Source organism: Bradyrhizobium sp. LB8.2 (genome assembly GCF_040548035.1).
GTDB lineage: Bacteria > Pseudomonadota > Alphaproteobacteria > Rhizobiales > Xanthobacteraceae > Bradyrhizobium.
Map to the genome: position 1 here is coordinate 54,064 of NZ_JBEPQV010000033.1, position 16,217 is coordinate 70,280.

Annotated in this window: 12 protein-coding genes and 1 pseudogene; 8 read left to right on the plus strand and 5 right to left on the minus strand. The window is 59.0% G+C overall.

Annotated elements, in window-relative coordinates; genetic code table 11:
• The first annotated feature begins 216 nt into the window (after positions 1 to 216).
• From ABIB06_RS31170 to ABIB06_RS31185, 4 genes and pseudogenes are all read left to right on the plus strand, one after another.
• Positions 217 to 1,898 (plus strand): annotated as a pseudogene (locus tag ABIB06_RS31170) (PHP domain-containing protein).
• Entirely contained in the window at positions 1,898 to 2,554 is a 657-nt protein-coding gene (locus ABIB06_RS31175) for an MOSC domain-containing protein (RefSeq protein WP_354051737.1), read from the plus strand. The pseudogene ABIB06_RS31170 and the gene ABIB06_RS31175 overlap by 1 nt, the downstream one beginning before the upstream one ends.
• A gap of 301 nt (positions 2,555 to 2,855) precedes the next feature.
• Positions 2,856 to 3,479, plus strand: a complete 624-nt coding sequence (locus ABIB06_RS31180; RefSeq protein ID WP_247446486.1) for a response regulator transcription factor — start codon at positions 2,856 to 2,858, stop codon at positions 3,477 to 3,479.
• A gap of 262 nt (positions 3,480 to 3,741) precedes the next feature.
• Positions 3,742 to 5,799 carry a LuxR C-terminal-related transcriptional regulator gene (locus ABIB06_RS31185; RefSeq protein WP_354051735.1) on the plus strand — a complete coding sequence of 686 codons (2,058 nt, stop codon included), beginning with the start codon at positions 3,742 to 3,744 and terminating at the stop codon, positions 5,797 to 5,799.
• Positions 5,800 to 6,777: 978 nt separating this feature from the next.
• Here ABIB06_RS31185 and ABIB06_RS31190 read toward each other — a convergent pair.
• Complete coding sequence (locus ABIB06_RS31190) at positions 6,778 to 7,590, minus strand: hypothetical protein (RefSeq protein ID WP_354051733.1); 813 nt, start codon at positions 7,588 to 7,590, stop codon at positions 6,778 to 6,780.
• Positions 7,591 to 8,413: 823 nt separating this feature from the next.
• Between ABIB06_RS31190 and ABIB06_RS31195 the strand changes: the two genes are divergently transcribed.
• Complete coding sequence (locus ABIB06_RS31195) at positions 8,414 to 8,650, plus strand: hypothetical protein (protein WP_354051731.1); 237 nt, start codon at positions 8,414 to 8,416, stop codon at positions 8,648 to 8,650.
• A 271-nt stretch (positions 8,651 to 8,921) separates the two neighbouring features.
• On the opposite strand, the gene ABIB06_RS31200 is transcribed toward ABIB06_RS31195, so the two are convergent.
• Complete coding sequence (locus ABIB06_RS31200) at positions 8,922 to 9,314, minus strand: response regulator (protein ID WP_354051730.1); 393 nt, start codon at positions 9,312 to 9,314, stop codon at positions 8,922 to 8,924.
• Between the two features lie 1,762 nt (positions 9,315 to 11,076).
• Here ABIB06_RS31200 and ABIB06_RS31205 point away from each other — a divergent pair.
• Positions 11,077 to 11,289 carry a hypothetical protein gene (locus tag ABIB06_RS31205; protein WP_354051727.1) on the plus strand — a complete coding sequence of 71 codons (213 nt, stop codon included), beginning with the start codon at positions 11,077 to 11,079 and terminating at the stop codon, positions 11,287 to 11,289.
• Between the two features lie 1,366 nt (positions 11,290 to 12,655).
• Here ABIB06_RS31205 and ABIB06_RS31215 read toward each other — a convergent pair.
• The 3 genes from ABIB06_RS31215 to ABIB06_RS31225 all read right to left on the minus strand — a co-directional run bounded on the left by ABIB06_RS31215 (position 12,656) and on the right by ABIB06_RS31225 (position 14,685).
• Positions 12,656 to 12,883, minus strand: a complete 228-nt coding sequence (locus tag ABIB06_RS31215) for a hypothetical protein (protein WP_247350976.1) — start codon at positions 12,881 to 12,883, stop codon at positions 12,656 to 12,658.
• Positions 12,884 to 13,063: 180 nt separating this feature from the next.
• The gene (locus tag ABIB06_RS31220; RefSeq protein WP_247446481.1) at positions 13,064 to 13,501 is read right to left on the minus strand and encodes a response regulator; all 438 of its coding nucleotides are present in this window, start codon (positions 13,499 to 13,501) and stop codon (positions 13,064 to 13,066) included.
• A gap of 875 nt (positions 13,502 to 14,376) precedes the next feature.
• Positions 14,377 to 14,685, minus strand: a complete 309-nt coding sequence (locus ABIB06_RS31225; protein WP_247446480.1) for a hypothetical protein — start codon at positions 14,683 to 14,685, stop codon at positions 14,377 to 14,379.
• Between the two features lie 192 nt (positions 14,686 to 14,877).
• Between ABIB06_RS31225 and ABIB06_RS31230 the strand changes: the two genes are divergently transcribed.
• A complete protein-coding gene (locus tag ABIB06_RS31230) occupies positions 14,878 to 15,267 on the plus strand; it encodes a response regulator (RefSeq protein WP_247446479.1) in 390 nt (129 codons plus the stop codon).
• Between the two features lie 394 nt (positions 15,268 to 15,661).
• The gene (locus ABIB06_RS31240) at positions 15,662 to 15,898 is read left to right on the plus strand and encodes a hypothetical protein (RefSeq protein WP_354051725.1); all 237 of its coding nucleotides are present in this window, start codon (positions 15,662 to 15,664) and stop codon (positions 15,896 to 15,898) included.
• Positions 15,899 to 16,217: the final 319 nt, after the last annotated feature.

The following is a 16,217-nucleotide window of genomic DNA, read 5'->3' on the forward strand; positions in this document are numbered from 1 at the left end:
CACGGCAGGATGAAACATCTGCAGCTGCTGGCCGGGCGGATCTATAATCTCCTCAAGAAGGAGGCGGCTTACGGCCCGAACACGCAGCACCTTGAGGACTTCCGCGCTGCGCAGAAGCTCGAGAGATCCCTCGATCGGCGGCCTGGAGATGGCCCACCCTCTCAAAGTCACTTTGCTCAGTCGAGCTGGCCGCGCGCCGGGCGGGAGGTTCGCTAAGTGGCTTCCCTCGACACCCGCACCGTAGCGAGCCTCCTGCGAGAATACGCACAGCGAACAGCCTTGCGCGGCGGCAATCCCTACCGGGCAAAAGCCTATTCACGGGCCGCGGATAACCTGGCGGCTCTTGCGATCCCTCTCGATGTGCTCGTCGCCGAGGACCGGCTTACGGAAATCCCCGGCGTCGGCGAGGCGATCGGGGACATCATTACCAAGCTCCACAAGACCGGCACTCACCCGAGCCTCGAAAAACTGCGGAAAGGGATTCCCGAGGGTGTGCTCGAAATGCTCGCCGTGCCTGGCCTCCGCCCCGAGAAAGTGCTGCGTCTGTACCGGGATCTCGGCATCGCCTCGCTAACGGAGCTGGAGGCCGCCGCCAAGGACGACCGCATCAAGAAGGCCAAAGGCCTCGGGGCCGCGTTGCAAACCAAGATCCTGCAGAACCTCGCCATCGCGAAGAGCGGCGAAGACCGCCTCCACCTGCACCGTGCGGCGGCTCTGCTCGCTCACGCCAAGGACTCGATCCGCAAGTCTCAACCCGAGCTGAAGCGCGTCACGATCGCAGGCGAGTTCCGCCGCGGCTGCGAACTCGTCGGCGACCTCGCGATCGTCGCGGAAGCACCCAAGAAGGACAAAAGGTCGAAGGCGTCAGCTGCTGACGGATTGCAGATCCGGCTGTCCGATCGAAAGCACTTCGGCGCTACGCTTCTCTTCGCCACCGGCTCGGCCGCTCACATCGAGCAGCTCCAAGCGCTGGCCGCCGAAAAAGGAATGCGGTTGGAGGCGGACGGGTTGCACAAGGGCCGCACGCTGGTCGCCGGCGACGAGTCCGAGATCTACCGCGCCCTCGGCTTGCCCTTCATCGATCCCGAACTCCGGGAGGGGCGGAGCGAGGTCGAGCTGGCGCTGAAAGGCAAGTTGCCGAAGCTCGTCACCGACAAGGACCTGCGCGGAATCCTACACTCCCACACCGACGCGTCCGACGGCACCGAGACCCTGGAGACGATGGCCAAGGCCACCCGCCAGCGTGGCTTCGAATATTTCGGCGTCGCCGATCATTCCAAGTCCGCCCACTACGCTGGCGGTCTCTCGGTGGAGGAGATCGCGCAGCAGCACCGGGAAGCCGACCGCCTGAACAAGCGCTTCGGCAAGGATTTCTGGATCCTCAAAGGTATCGAATCCGATATTCTGGCCGACGGATCGCTCGACTATCCGGACGAGGTGCTGGAGCGTTTCGATTTCGTGGTCGCGAGCATCCACGGGCGCTTCAGACTGGGCCGCAAGGCGCAGACGCAGCGCTTGCTTCGGGCCATCTCGGATCCTCACACCACGATCATCGGCCACATGACCGGGCGGCAGCTGCAGCGGCGTCCGGGGTACGAAATCGACGTCGAGAAGGTACTGCGGGCATGCGCGAAGCATGAAGTCGCCGTCGAGATCAACGCCCACCCATGGCGGCTCGATCTCGACTGGCGCTGGCACCAGGCGGCCCTCGACTTCGACTGCATGCTGAGCATCAACCCGGACGCTCACTGATTCCCGAACTCGACCACATGCACTGGGGCGTCCAGATGGCCCGCAAGGGGGGCGTCCCCGCCGACCGCGTCTTGAACGCGATGACACTTCCCGAGATCACGCGCTACTTCCGCCAGAAGCGGCGCTCGCTCGCCCGAGCGGCCTGATGCCGCAGGCGCCCGATCTCTCGCTCGAGGGAGCGGTGGCGGCGGCCGCCGCCGATCGCAGGCACCACTTCAGCAAACCGACCCATGAACGCATAGTCCTGGTGGAAGGCTACGGCGTCGAGGGAGACGCCCATGCCGGCGCGTTCGTCCGACACCGGTATCTCGCCCGTCGCCGGCCTCGCCTAGCCAATCTCCGACAGGTCCACCTGATTCCGTCCGAGCTCTTCGCCTCCCTTCTCGAAGCGGGCTTCAAGGTCGCAGCGGGCGACCTGGGCGAGAACATCACCACAACCGGCCTGGATCTCGAGCGGATGCCGCTCGGGACCCTTATCGAGCTCGGGCCCTCGACGGTCATAGAGCTGACCGGCCTCCGGACGCCTTGCATCCTCATTGACCGCTTCCGGGCCGGGCTTAAACGACAGATGCTCTCGTCGGCGGAAAAGGGCCCCCCGTTCAAATCCGGGGTGCTGGGCGTGGTGCGGGTCGGCGGGACGGTCGCGGCTGGCGATACCCGCGGGTTCGGCTCCCGTCGTCCTCCTTCGGGGCCTTGCTGGCTTTGTAGGAGCCGTGCACAACGCTTGATGAACGTGTCCTCGATGACCGGCCGGCGGAGCACGCCGTGCGGCGAAGGCAGCTCGAGACCGACCGCGGAATAACTCTAGTAAGCGAGAGCGAGAATCCTCGTCGGTGCATCGAGCCCCGAGGGTACGTTCTCTAGAATGAAAGCCTTTCTACACCGCCTCCTGACGATCAAGTCCGACTTTCCAATCTGGGTACGCTAGGCGACGGCGGTCGCGGCCATTCTGGCCGCCGCCTACCTCATCCCGGCCGCCTGCTGCACCTCGTGCTCCAATGGTTGGATCGCCCGACGTCACGCGCGGACACAGAACCTTTCCAGCGCTCGCGACGTTTGCACAACTGGAGGAAGCGAGGACGTGTAATGAGGGCCAGAACGACATGCGGATACTGATCGTCGACGACCATCCCGTTGTCGTAACGGGCTGCCGGGCCTTGTTCGCTTCGGACCCGTCCGTAGAGATCCTGGAAGCTTCCGATGCAAAGGACGGCCACCATGCGTACTTGCAGAAGCATCCCGACGTCACCGTGGTTGACGTGACGCTTCCCGACCTTACCGGCTTCGAATTGTCCCGGCGAATCCGCAGGGATGATCCCGCCGCCAAAATAGTCATGTTCAGCGTGAGTGAAGATCCAGCGTTCGTGGTGCGCGCTGTGGAGATGGGCATTCAGGGATATGTCTCAAAGAGCGATGATCCCCGTCTCCTGGCCAAGGCCATCCGGAAGGTTGCCGCCGGGGAGCGCTTCGTCTCACCGCGTCTGGCTGAAGCGACGACCTTCGTGGGCGCGGTGATCAAGGCCAGTCCTTTGACGCAGATGAACCGACGCGAACTCGAGATCCTGAGGCTTTTGGGTCGCGGCGACCGCATCTCAGAAGTCGCGTCCGAACTCGGCATCTCCTACAAAACTGTTGCCAACACGACTTCCATGCTGAAGTCCAAACTCGGCGCTAAAAATCACTCCGACCTCGTCCGGATTGCAGTCGAGATCGATTTGTACCGGTGAAGAGTCGTCGACTGGGATCCTGTTTTTCGGCCGTTTTCGCGCAATAGCGACATCGGAGAGAGTTCTGCTCATCAAATGCCATCGAGCGGTACGACCTCTGGACGGCCAGGGTGAGCCATATGGAGCTATCCGCACGGACTGTTTGAACTCATCGTCAGAAGCATCCGCAAGAACTCCATTATCACATTAGGAACGCAATCGGCCGAACGGAGTTAAATCGCCGCTTCTCATTTTGTGTTGCAAGGCCGAGCGAAGGAAGCCCATGCGTCGCGTTCGACTTGTGATAGCAGATCGACATCCCATTGTTCTGCAGGGTTTTGTATCGCTGCTCGAAGCGCAGCCCGATTTCGAAGTGGTTGCGTGCTGTCTTGATGGAGCTAGTTGCCTTGCGGCTATTCGCAGCTTGACGCCCGATGTGGTGTTACTGGAGGACGGGTTCACAGATGTAACCGCCTCCGACATCCTCGCCGTCGTGGACGACGAAGGCCTTTCCTCCCGGCTGGTGTTCTTTACTGCTACTGTCGCCTGCGGCGATCTTGCCAGGGCACTGGCGACCGGTGCTTGCGGCGCGATTTCGACGAACGCCAAACCAGAAGCGCTGGTGCAGTCCCTGAGGCTGGAAAAACCCGGGTCCGACCTGGCTAGGGTCGGTAACGAAGCTAATGGGATCGCCTCGTTCGGCAATAACGTTCTGGCGGTTCTGACCGTCAACGAGCAGACGATCATGGATCTCATCGCCGAAGGTTTGTCGGACAGTGAAATTGCTCGGGTGCTCGGTGTCTCTCTGGAGATCGTCAGGATTCACATCGACCACGCGCGACAGAAGCTCGGAATCAAAAGCCGGATGGAGCTCGCCGCGCTGGCACTGTCGCGCCGTTATGGCGCGATGAGTATCCTGGCAGCTGCGATCTTGGCAGCATTGGACGATTCGCCCGGTCACGCCGCAACCGAAGGCTGCACGGTCATGGCCGAAAACGGGTGCGCGGAGGTGGTCACCATCAAAATCAGTCGCAAGGAAGCAGTATCAGGCGGGACCCCGGCCAGAGGCGCGACCAAGGACCGCGCCGGCGCCGCAACTGGGACGTCATCGCCGACCGGCAAAATCGTCGATCCCTTGGCCGAGATTGCCGCGAGCCTGTTTGCGCAGGCAACACTCAACGCGCCGAGGCCGGGTTCGAGCAGCTACAGCATCTTCATGGCTGCAGCTTTCGCCGCCTTGATCTACGAGCTCGATGGTGCCAACCACGCCGTGCACGCGTTCGATTTCGGCGATGAAATCGTCACTTCATCTACCGCAAGCGACGCCAACGGACTGGCATCCGCACTTCCCAGGTTCGCAAATTTCGGCGGCACGGCCGTGTACGATGGGGCGTTCGCATTCGAGTTCGCTCAAGGCGATACAATCGCCACAGGCGGCAGCGAGCTTTATGTCGGCAATGCCCATGCGGAGGGTGGCGGCAGCGACCGAGAAATCACTATTCCCCGAGGTTCCGGGACTGTTGACGTTGTTGCGGCGGCCACGAACGAAGCCTCGCAGCGTGACCCAACGCAAACAGGCCGGGATAACGGGTCCAATCAGGATCGATCGCAATCGGACTTGCGCGCTTACGACAACAGCTCCGAGGCCGCTAAGCGCGAGGCCCCAGGAGACGGTCTAAATCACGGTCAATCGCAGAAGACCCTACATGAATCCGACAACAGCTCCGGAGCCGCCAAAGAGCACGCCAAGCATGAGGCCGCGGGAGACGGTTTAAATCACGGTCAATCGCAGAAGACCCTACACGAGTCCGACAACAGCTCCGGAGCCGCCAAGGGGCACGCCCAGCATGAGACCGCGGGAGAAGATTCGAATCGCGGACAGGCGCACGGCGATTTGCAGGCTTTCGAAGATGGCTCCGGGGCCGGCAAGCAACACGCACAGCATCCACAGGTAGGTGATTTAGATACTGCCAAGCCGCAGCGGGATATACCAACGGCGTCCGTAAATTCTGCCAACGACGCACATTCGGCGTTGAAGATTGCGACTGCAGGAAAGAGCGGGCCTTCTTCCGGCAGCGCAGATCAGGCCAAATCAGCGGTTGGCACCGAACTTGGCGATTCCTTTCATTTTAAAAATGGCACCGACAATACGTTTTCAGACATGTATGACCTACAGCAACTGAGCCACGGAAATGGAAAAACCTATGGAGATGGTCAGCATGCTGTTGCACGCGAGGGGCCGGTGCCGGTCCAGGATGCTGACGGGATTGATATTTCAGATGCGCACCACGATCACTCAGGGCACGCCAATCTCCATGCGGCTCACGATTTGATTGTGTAGCAATTACTGATCGAATGGGCCGTGCTGCCTTCAGAACAGCAAGATCATCCGTGTCGGCCAAGTCGGCGTTCACCACAGCATTCGAGCATCCCCTCGAGGCGCTCGCGACGCCATCAAGGCGACCCACGATAAGATCAAGGTATCCAGGGTCGTAGAGGAGCTGCTCGATGGCTGGACGGGACCTACAAGCCGATGGAGTAGCCGTCGCCTCGGAACCTCTCGGCGCTCTCCCGCGACATCACCCGGCTGCTATATTCCTGAACAAGCTCAGACAACGCCCACTGGATGCGGGCATTAAAGGTCAGACCAGATGGTGAGCGACGGCTTGAACGAGGGAGTGGTAGGCGACACCGCGAAGCTGGTGGCACATCGGCTGATAGCGCGGAGCTTCGTCGCGCCCCTTCGTTGGTGGAGAGGGCGAAGGCCGCTCATGCCCGCCAGGCCAAGCAGTTCGCAGCTGGCCCTTCGTACGCGAGTGGGAGGACCGAAGCAGGTTGGACGCGAGGCCCTTCACGACGCCCCCGTCGTTGAGGTCCAAATGGACGTCCTTTTTGCTGTCCAATCCCATCCCAAACCTCCGTCCAAGCCGGCGGCTTCTTTCGCGCAGCTATACCGATCCCTAAGCAAGGGTTCCGGCTAAGCGGTTACAGCCGTTCGCCGCACCCGCCGGCTCAACACCTGAGCGGCTGCCATTCGGCCTGCTCGCCGAGATGCAGAAGAAGCGGAAAGAGGGACTCCAGGTTGGTTTACCGCGAAAGACAGTGAGTCCGAATTATCGGGCAAGATCTGGCGCGGATTAGCAACTCCGAGTTATCGAGCAAGGTCTGGTGATCTCCGCTCTACACACAATGCCAAACCTTATCACTGCGCTGATTGAACCTCTCGCCGAGGTCCCTATAGCTGCCTTCGAAAGAGCCAAGCCGATTGAAACCGGGAAAGGCGTTGATTGACAATTACGTCTCGCCCGGGTGCCTAGAATCATTCTGTGGCCTTCGAGTGCACTGACCATGGCCATGCCAATGACGGTTGTGGCTTTTTGGCTTGCGGCCGCGCCGGGCTCGGCGTCGGCTTTTGCGTCTGGGCGACATTGGCCGACTGCCGCCGACGCGGCAGTGGTATTTCGGGCATCACCTTTGGCTCTTCAGGCATCACAGTTGGCTCTGAGGCATTGGCGATGATGTGGGCGAGTTGTTCCTGGCTTGCGTTGAGCCGCTCCGTAAGCATCTGACCGTCGCGCGCCATCTGCATCTGGGTCGCCTTGATCTGGTCGATGGTACTATTGCTGCGTGCCATTTCTTCCCGGCTCGCCTTGATTTGGCTCACGAGATTTTCATTGTCGCGGACCAATTGTTCTTGTCTCACCTCGAGCTGTTCGACCGTTTGCCTCAAGGCAGCGAAATCGTGTGCCATCGGTTGGAGCTGTCGCGCAAACTCGGAAGACAGGGCAACAGCAGTCGGCGCAACGTCTTTCGGCGCGGCGGCGTCCGGCGCGGCCTGTGTCAGGGGTGCCGGGTTTGAGGGGGCCATCTTCGCCGTATCAGCGGAGGATGACCACCGCCAGGCAGCGACACCAATGGATGCTGCCAACAGAGAACCGACGAAAGCCACGTAGCGCCGACCCGCCGAGCGATGAATCGTTGCCGGCGGGGCGCGAGACGTCTTCCTCCTGGTCGGCGGGGCCAAAGGACCGACTTCCTCTTCGTGCGCCAAGTTGACCCGGTTAGAAAACTGCTCCTCCAAGCTTTTCGTGATCTGCTCTTCCGCGAGCTTGTCGTCCAGCGTGGAATCCATTTGGTGCTCCATCAATGCAATGGCACCCCACCTGAGAGCGATCCGCGCATCTGCGCTACGGCGAGCTAACATTCAACGGGATGCAGATGGTTTTTGAGCCTGCGAAGCTTTCCCAGGGATGAGCATGGAACTGCACGTCACGTCGTTTTTTTTGCCAGCTCACCCCAGAACTATACGGGAGCTTTTAACGCAGACGAGGAGGCGAAACTATGTTGATGGCCGGACAACCAGGGAAGGAACCTTGACCCTTCGCAAGCGCTGTCCGCCATTCGGCGCGGGGTGACGTGTGATCGCGGAGCCTGGTCGGGGTTGCGCAGCCGGCTGAGCACCGGCGGCGCGCTGAGTGGCGCAAGGCCGAGGTGGAGGCCGAGCGCTTTCGCGCAGAATGTGAGCAGCTCGATGCCGCGCGGTCGCCACATCTTGCCCAAAATCAAGTGGCGTAATCGGCGACATCAATGATCAGAAGACACGGCGGTTGTACCCGAGCCTGATGATCTTGAACGGCCCCGGAGTGCTTCACGCGCCGGGGCCGTTTTGGTTTGGGTATGGCTTGTGGCTACCGGGTGCGTAGTAGCACGCCGAATTGCTTCATCAAGAGCAGTCCGAGATTTGTTGATGCCTGACGATGATTATCGTGGTGGTGCTATCCATCGTATTGCGGATCAAACGCAGCTGGACGGTGTTGAGATCGACAAGATCATCTGGGACGTTGCTTCCACATTGCAATGATGGTGAACGCCTGTTCAATAAAGTTTCGCGGCTGTTCCCGGAACGGCGACATTCCCCACTGGTTGGTAATCGTAACCAGCAAGGGAGATGCACAATGAGGAAGCATTGTTATGTTCTCGCCGCTGTGACGGCACTCAGCGTGGCAGCACCGACGCTCGCCGGTGCTCAGGAGTTCGGTTTCCGGATCGGTGGCGACCACGGATATTATCGCGACAGGGACTACGGATATGACGGTGGCTTTGATCGCGGATGGCACCACGGCTGGTACAATCATAATCGAGACCGCACGGTAGTTATTAGGCGTCAGCATCATTGGGACTACGACGATTAACGAAAATGGCCCCGACATTCGGGGCCATTTTTTTGCTTGCGCTATCAACCGCGAAGGGCCCTTCGCTGCGAGCAGGTTCGCGCTACATCAAAGGAATGTGGACTGCTCCGCCTACGCAATATCGGACCAGTATCGCTGGCTCTGAGTTCTTCGCCTTGGGCCCATCAGCGAAGTGACGGCGCACCCCGTTGAGATCCGCTTATTGAGGCACGGCGGACTTGCTCAGGTTGACTTCTTCGCATTTTCAACCAGAGCTGAGTCAGCGGACTCGTCACGACGAGCTAAGCACACGGCCACACAGCATGCTAATCTCAGCCGAGATCGTCCTAAAGTCACAGGGTTTCTCAAACCGCCGCACGTCCTTGAAGCGGTGGGGCATAGCATCAGCACCGTAGCCGGTTACAAAGATGAAGGGCTTCCCCAGACGAATCAATTCGTCAGCAATCGGGTAGGCTAAACATTCGCGCAGGTTTATATCGATCAGGGCAAGGTCAAAGGAATCCGTCTGGATTGACATTGCATCCCTAAGTTCGGCGACCGGGCCGATCACCTTGCAGCCAACTAACCGAAGCGCCTTCGCCAAGTCATCTGCCAGGAAGTATTCATCCTCAATGATCAGAACGCGGCAGCCCTCGATTGAACGTGCTACGTGGCATGTCATCATCTCGCCTCTTGACGTCAATCCTCGTTCTGGAACAAACGTGAATCGGTGGTTCCCAGTTCCGCTAGACGGCCCTCGTGTCCTTTGGGGAGGAACCAAGCTGCGGTGTCTCTACATCTCAAAATGACAAAATAGTCCGTATGTTCAAATGCGCCTCCGGCGAGCACACTTGGATGGAGGACGAGACGTAGGACTCGCTGTTGGCGCGGCCTCTTTCGATTGAATGTCGCCTGCTGGCGTTGAGACTTGCCCGCCTGTCCTGAGAATGTCCCTTCACCGGCGTAGACCGGAAGTCGCCTGATCCGGTGAAGCCGACGCGACTAGACCGGAATTCGCCGACACTAATAAGCCGTACCGTCCAGCGCGACACGCCCGCAATCAGCGGGGCGGCGGAGCGCTTGCCTCAACTCGCCAACGAGCAGCACACTCACATTCTGAAAGGCTCTTTGGGCTCACAGGTTGGGTTGCTGGATCTCGGATGCATGCTTCTTTACGCAGCGATCTTGTATTGAGCCGCCCGTGCATTCTTTGTAGTGCTCAAGAAGCTCCCCATCGGCTAGATGTCCCAGTACTCCGCCTCGGCGAGCAGCTTCCAGCTTTTGTCAGGATGATATGCGGCGCTCTGTCGGCACAACGAGGCCATCGCGCGCAAGCGGCGTACAGCTTTCATTCCCTTCCTCCCGTCCTTCTTCTACTTTTTCCCACCTTAATTTCTGTTTTTGCGTCAGAGTCATCATGATTATAATCCAGAAGTATTTTTAGGTTTTTCCGATCGCCGACCAATCGGTCGATGGCGCGCTTGCTGCGAGAGACTTTCGTTTGGGCTTCGGATCGCGCATTCGTTCACGCGCGGTGCGCTGCCGGCGGGCATTCGTTCCGCACTTGGAACATTGTAGGTCGCTGCGCCAATGAACCGACCGGCAGTTTGTGTCTGGTCTATCCGTATCACCAACCCCGGCCCGCCATTCGGCGGCGCTGCTGCCTCGATAAGGCAAAGGGCCAGTCTCAAGCAGGCGTAGCTCGCCAGCATGCGCGACCTCGAACTTGATGACCAACTCAATGATGGGCGAGAGGAGCGCTAGTCGCACGGATTGCTGGAGCAGGTGCGGCTCGCCCCGCACCAGCAGGTCACCGCCGGGCGAGGGTGGGCGCACGCACCCAGAAATCGTGTGCATCGTCTGTCGTCAGCGTTATCGCACGTCCAAACTTCATCCCGTTGCTCGCGCGGCCCGTTGGTGCCCCAATTAAGGAATTTGTCACCGGTTGTTGTCACCATCTCACCATTGCAGATGAGTCGCGGTTTGCGGCCATGGAATTGCTGAAGTGGTTTGAACGCGGGCAAGACCAAGGATTGGTGGTCTCTTTCAGGAGGGAATGCCCGGAGTATGGACTTCCCGGCTAGTGTGGCGCCGAGCAGTACAGCTCAGCTAATTGATCCCAACTTACGGTCGGTATACCGCGCCGCCAAAGCTATGCTGCGGCTATTGCTAGCATCTGTGTTTTTGAACGTTGTTTTGAGCGAGGCGCCTAATGAAAGACATCTCATGGTCTGATCTCGATAACGATGAACGGCGCGCTATCGCAGTATTGGGAGCCGGGCTCTCCATCGAACTGTGCGACCCTCGTGCGCTTCTGACGTTGCGGCGGATCGGGCTGATCGTGGGGTCCCATTTGACGACTGCTGCAGACGATTTGCGAAGAGATGCCGTTTCGAAGAGTGTCGCGAGCTAAGCCTTGCGGTGGGTGGTAGGAGTTGGATCGGGGAATGCCAAACGCAATCGAGCTCATTGTGGACGGCTACGTCAGCTTAAATGACAGGAGGGCTCTTGACGATTTGCGCATGCAGCGCCGGAAGCTCGCCGTGGACTTGAAGGCGCTTACCGGTTTTGATTGCCGGACAACGATCCAGCAGATCGAGGAAGATATCGACGTGATCGAGGCAGGGCTGGCGCGGTTGGATGGCGCAACGACGGGATAGCCGATCTGTTCGCGTTTCTATCTGCCGTCGATCTTCTTTGCCCCCACGCACTAGGATCATGAGCACACGGCCGTTGTAATTCTTTGGCCTCATCCTATGGTGCGCCATCCAGCCATCGCGTTTCCTCGTCGGTCGTCAGAATGACCGGGGCATTAGCTTGGGCGGATCAGCCGGCCCACCTCGTTTGGCGTTGTCCTTGCGAAGCCTGAGACCAAATGCGGCCCCGGCGCCTGCATCGAACCAACTTTTTGAAAGGGACAGACATTAAGCGTGAACTTCGAGCTAAAATTTTCCGTAGTTTCCGTTTGCATCAATGGAGTACGCTGTTGTCCTAGAGCTGGGGGGCGCGGGGATGACGCACTACCGAGCATATCTTTTGGATCAGAAACGCCACGTTATAAGCGTGGCTAAATTGCAGTGTGCCGACGAGCAGGAAGCACGCGACCGTGCTCAGCAGCTAGTTGATGCCAACGACATCGAGCTATGGCAGCTTGATCAGCGCATTGCGGTGTTTGAGGCACCCACAAGCAGAACCTCGCAGGCGGCGGCAGAGGAAAGCGTTCAGCGGGCGCAACCTCCTAGAACGAAACCTAAGTAAAGGCTGCGATCAAAGTAGGCGCACAACTCGGTTGAGCGCGAGGATGGCGGCTCGGCTGGTAGTGATGCTGTCACCGGCGTCCGACCCTACGCAGTATTCTTCCGCACGGCAGGCACTTGAACACGCGAGATCGATACGGCGGCATGGCTCAAGCCGCGAGGCATCAGACTGACGTCCACGTCGCGCTGCATTCGCGACAAGCTATTTCCCTCGTGAGCGTCATGCTTTCGGCAGGGGGCCAGCAAAGGCTTTGAGCTTATTGGCTCCTCCCGGCATTTTCACTCCTTCAGTCGCGCTCCGGTAGCCTAAGCGCCTGGCGGATGCCCACGCGTACTCGGCGGCGGTTGATCATCCAATCGGCGTAACAGATCAAGCTGAAGTCTAAGGGTAGGTGTTAACTCGTCGTCCCCGAGACATGCTTGCAGTCTCTCGCCAATCTCTCGGAGGATTGCGCGGCCGAACGCCCTGTCGATGTCAATACGGGTTCGCATGGCAGAACTCCCTGTTCTGGCCGAAAGCCTGCCCTGCCATTGTCGTTCTGTCTTTTTCAGGAGTTGAGGCCAAGACCGCCGCCTTTGGCTATCTGTCGCGAGCGGTTGTGGACAGCGGGTGATGAACAACCATTGGCTATCCGCGACATGCGCCGTACCTGACGGCGGGCGACGGTCTCGCAAACACAACGCCGTCGGCCGACAAAGGTTCACATAAGTTAACCTCGGAAGGCGCTTTGGTAGCTTGACACCACCGATCCGGCGACCGGCTCGCGGATCACCTTTTCGGCAGGCCCAACGCTTCGACGGCCCGAATGCAGATTTGAACTGGGTCTTTCAGGCTGGTCTGACCGATCTCAATGATCTTCTTGGCGATCATTTTGGAACGGGGATCGTTCCGCTCCTTTACGCCGATGGTCTTCAGGGCTTGCTCGGAAGCGTTTGCGAGCCGGATGACATCTTCCGGTCCAAGAGGTGAGTTCTGAAGTATCCGGTAAATGACCAAGCAAGTCCCCGGCTGAATAGCAGCATCGCAGGAGTTCTTTCGCTGAAACTAGCAAATTGGGCGTGCGACCAGCACGCGCTCCATCGCAGGACGCCTGCGGCTCTTCACCGTCGAACAAGAGCGGGCACGAGATCAGCCGTAATAAAATCCGCGGCCCCCATGTAAGACCAGGCCGACGAGCTAATCGCCGTTCCGTCCGCACAATTGTCCGACCTCTTCGAGCACCTCAGACATATAGACGGGCTTCTCGCACCGTCGCGCACGTTGAAAGCGGACAGGTAATACCTCGGGGCTGTAACCCGTCACGAAAATAAAGGGGATACGACGGCGTATCAGTTCGTCCGCAATCGAAAATGATGGCTCTCCACGCAGATCAATATCGATGACTGCAACATCAAAGCCGCCGTTCGCAACCTGATCTTTTGCCTTAGAGATCTCGGCAAAGGGACCGACTACAATCGCTCCGCGAGCGGTTAATTCCTGCTCAAGATCACTCGCCAAGAAGTATTCATCCTCAAGAACGAGAACCCGGCATCCGGCCAGGTTATCTACCTCAGCAGTACACTTAAGCCACGCCCGGCTCAGGCCGACGTTCTCAATCGTGGCGATGCCAGCCATCCTCGATCTCCCCGCTGCCTCACGCGACCTTGCGTCCATTTTCGCCCGAAACAGTCACACTCAATTTCAATGTCGGCTCGCGCCGTCGCATAAACTTGGCTCTAACCTCGGAACAGACGCTAAGCGGGGAATGAGCCGATGTCATCCATTGTTGTTTGCGAAGAGCCGCCTGCCAGCTCTCACTAGCATTCGAAAGAAATGTGAGGCAGGAAACGAAACAATTTTGCGCGCAACCGAACCTTACTTGCGCAGCGCCAAGCAAGTGCAGAGACGCGATCAGTTGTTCTGACCGGCTGGCCCGAACGCGCCTCCTTGCGGAAGATCAAAACGAGGTCGATCACTGTGCCTAGGCTGGATACTGTAGCCGAACGACCTTCTGTCAGGCTGCTGAGGTTATGAGGCTTGGCGCGGCATGTCCGTCAGGGCCTCACCCAGTCAGCGGGGGGATCGGCTCCGCTCCTATCGCAGAGAACTTACGTTTCTCCCGGTCTAGCGGCGGCTCGCCGCTAGTTCGACGCCGCTCCCGCGAAATAGTTCGTTAGGATCTGTGTGCCTAACTGAGAGCGTGCCGATTACCGCTGATTGCGGCACATGGAATGGGAATGTCGGCCCCGGCTGTCTCCCCAACCTGCGGCTGGGGCCGTTTTGAACTTGCGCAGCATTGTTCACCCCCGGTCCACAACTATGATTAAGGGCATTGCTATCGCGCTATTTGCGCTGGGCATTTTATCTCAGTTCGATCAGGCGCTCTTCTATGGCCGCAATACTGACGCTGCGCTTAGGCTTGTGCGCGAGATCAGTCGCGCGTTTGGCGTGTAGGCCGGCATTCCATCGCGGAAGCGCTCGCCCGCTTGCTCTCGAATCTTGCGGCGTGGTCACCGCCGGACTGCGGTCTCCACAAACTCCTGCACAGAACTTGGCACGTCATCGTGCTCGACAAAACGCCGACGCAGCTCGTCGGCAATATCTACCGTCACGTCGCGCGACCAGCCCTCGGCGGTATTGAACGCAACGATCCGCACCGGATGACTATATTGGTCTTCCAAAAGACGTCGGAGAAGCGATGCGCGGTCACTGTCTTTTTCGTCCGCCTCGCACCAGGCGCGCCCGAACCTGCCAAAATCGTTCAGCACAAGATAGGTGTCGTGATCGACATGCGGCACGATGGAGGGGGAGCGAGGCATACACAGCAACTCCTGCTGGAGCGAAGAGGAACCTTTACCGCGTTCCGGCCTCCCTGTGTAGGGGCGCACTCGAAAATTTTGAGGTATATCAAGCGGATAACCTCCCGACAGCCCAAGCTGCCGCTTTAGCGGTAATTTCCGGAACAAGTGTTCACTTTGTAACTTAAGCTAAGGTCTCAGGGGAAGTTCGGTGTGAAAGAGTTGCTGCCGGTCGTACTGGTCGTCGAAGACGAGCACGCTGTTCAGGGGTTCATCGAGGACGCACTCAACGAGGCCGGCTTTGGCGCCGTATCCTTGTCGTCAGGCGAAGAGGCGCTGACGATACTCAGCGGCGACAAAGACAAGTTTCGCGCTCTGCTGACAGATGTCAATCTGGCGGGTCGATTGAGCGGTTGGAAGGTCGCCAAGCGCGTGCGCGAGATCAAGCCCGACATGCCGGTGATCTACATGACTGGTGTCTCGGGCGACGAGTGGCCTTCTCACGGCGTGCCGGGCAGCATCCTTCTCACCAAACCGTTCGCACCAGTTCAGGTTGTCACCGCCGTCGCTCAGCTTCTGAACGTTGCCTCGACAGAACCATAGGTTCCAGTTGCAGCCATCCAGCCAACTGGATTGGCGACTTCTGCCAACGGACCGCCGCTTGGGACAAAATGGCCACTCCAATCCATGGCGCTCGCATCCAGACGTCGCGCTCCTTATCCGTCGTGAGGATCACTGGCATCGGCTTCGGATGGGTCGGTTCAACCATGGCGTTCGGCGTAGTCGTCAGGAACTATAGACAAGGTGCAGGCCTGAGACCGGCTTGAACTTGTGCCGTCGTCCGCCCGGAGCCGACAAGCTGTGCGATCTGTGTCTGTGTCCTAATTCCCACGGTTGCGACGAAAAGCGCATCCGTTTGTCGCCTTTCGAACAGACGGGCCAAATCCACTCCGCTCCAACTTCACTATTGGAAGCAGCCATCAGTTGGGGAGGCGGAATGGAACGTTCCCTGTTACTTGAGATGACGCGCGACAAATATGTCGAGCGGTGCAAGCAGCGAGCTTTCGATCATCTCGACCGAGGTGATCTTAAGAACTCGGTCGCCTCGTTTGTCGAGAATATCAACGCGCGTCCCGATTGCGAGTTGCCAAACTACTTGGAAAGGCTTGGCGGTTCGCTTCTGACGGCGAACGATGCGCTCGGCTGGAGAACGCTCATTGAGATATTGAAGTGATGGTCCGATGGATCAAGCCAGCCAGGATGTGGCGGGGACCAATTTGACAGGGAACAAGCCCAGCACAACGACCGGACACTGATGGATGAGGGGGTGGGATGGCGCACTACCGAGCTTACCTTTTGGATCACGACCGCCACGTTATAAGCGTTGCCAATTTGCATTGTGCCGACGAGCAGGAAGCACGGGAACGTGTTCAGGAGCTAGTTGATGCCAACGACATCGAGCTGTGGCAGCTTGATCGGGGCATTGCGGTGTTTGAGGCCCCCAGAAGCAGAACCTCGCAGGCGGCGGCAGAGGAAAGCGTTCAGGGGCCGCA

Bases quoted from the DNA above. Each gene is read 5' to 3' on its own strand.
- ABIB06_RS31195 (WP_354051731.1), top strand. From the start codon at position 8,414: ATGAGGAAGCATTGTTATGTTCTCGCCGCTGTGACGGCACTCAGCGTG.
- ABIB06_RS31200 (WP_354051730.1), bottom strand. From the start codon at position 9,314: ATGATGACATGCCACGTAGCACGTTCAATCGAGGGCTGCCGCGTTCTG.
- ABIB06_RS31240 (WP_354051725.1), top strand. From the start codon at position 15,662: ATGGAACGTTCCCTGTTACTTGAGATGACGCGCGACAAATATGTCGAG.
- ABIB06_RS31175 (WP_354051737.1), top strand. From the start codon at position 1,898: ATGCCGCAGGCGCCCGATCTCTCGCTCGAGGGAGCGGTGGCGGCGGCC.
- ABIB06_RS31190 (WP_354051733.1), bottom strand. From the start codon at position 7,590: ATGGATTCCACGCTGGACGACAAGCTCGCGGAAGAGCAGATCACGAAA.
- ABIB06_RS31180 (WP_247446486.1), top strand. From the start codon at position 2,856: ATGCGGATACTGATCGTCGACGACCATCCCGTTGTCGTAACGGGCTGC.
- ABIB06_RS31185 (WP_354051735.1), top strand. From the start codon at position 3,742: ATGCGTCGCGTTCGACTTGTGATAGCAGATCGACATCCCATTGTTCTG.
- ABIB06_RS31220 (WP_247446481.1), bottom strand. From the start codon at position 13,501: ATGGCTGGCATCGCCACGATTGAGAACGTCGGCCTGAGCCGGGCGTGG.
- ABIB06_RS31205 (WP_354051727.1), top strand. From the start codon at position 11,077: ATGCCAAACGCAATCGAGCTCATTGTGGACGGCTACGTCAGCTTAAAT.
- ABIB06_RS31225 (WP_247446480.1), bottom strand. From the start codon at position 14,685: ATGCCTCGCTCCCCCTCCATCGTGCCGCATGTCGATCACGACACCTAT.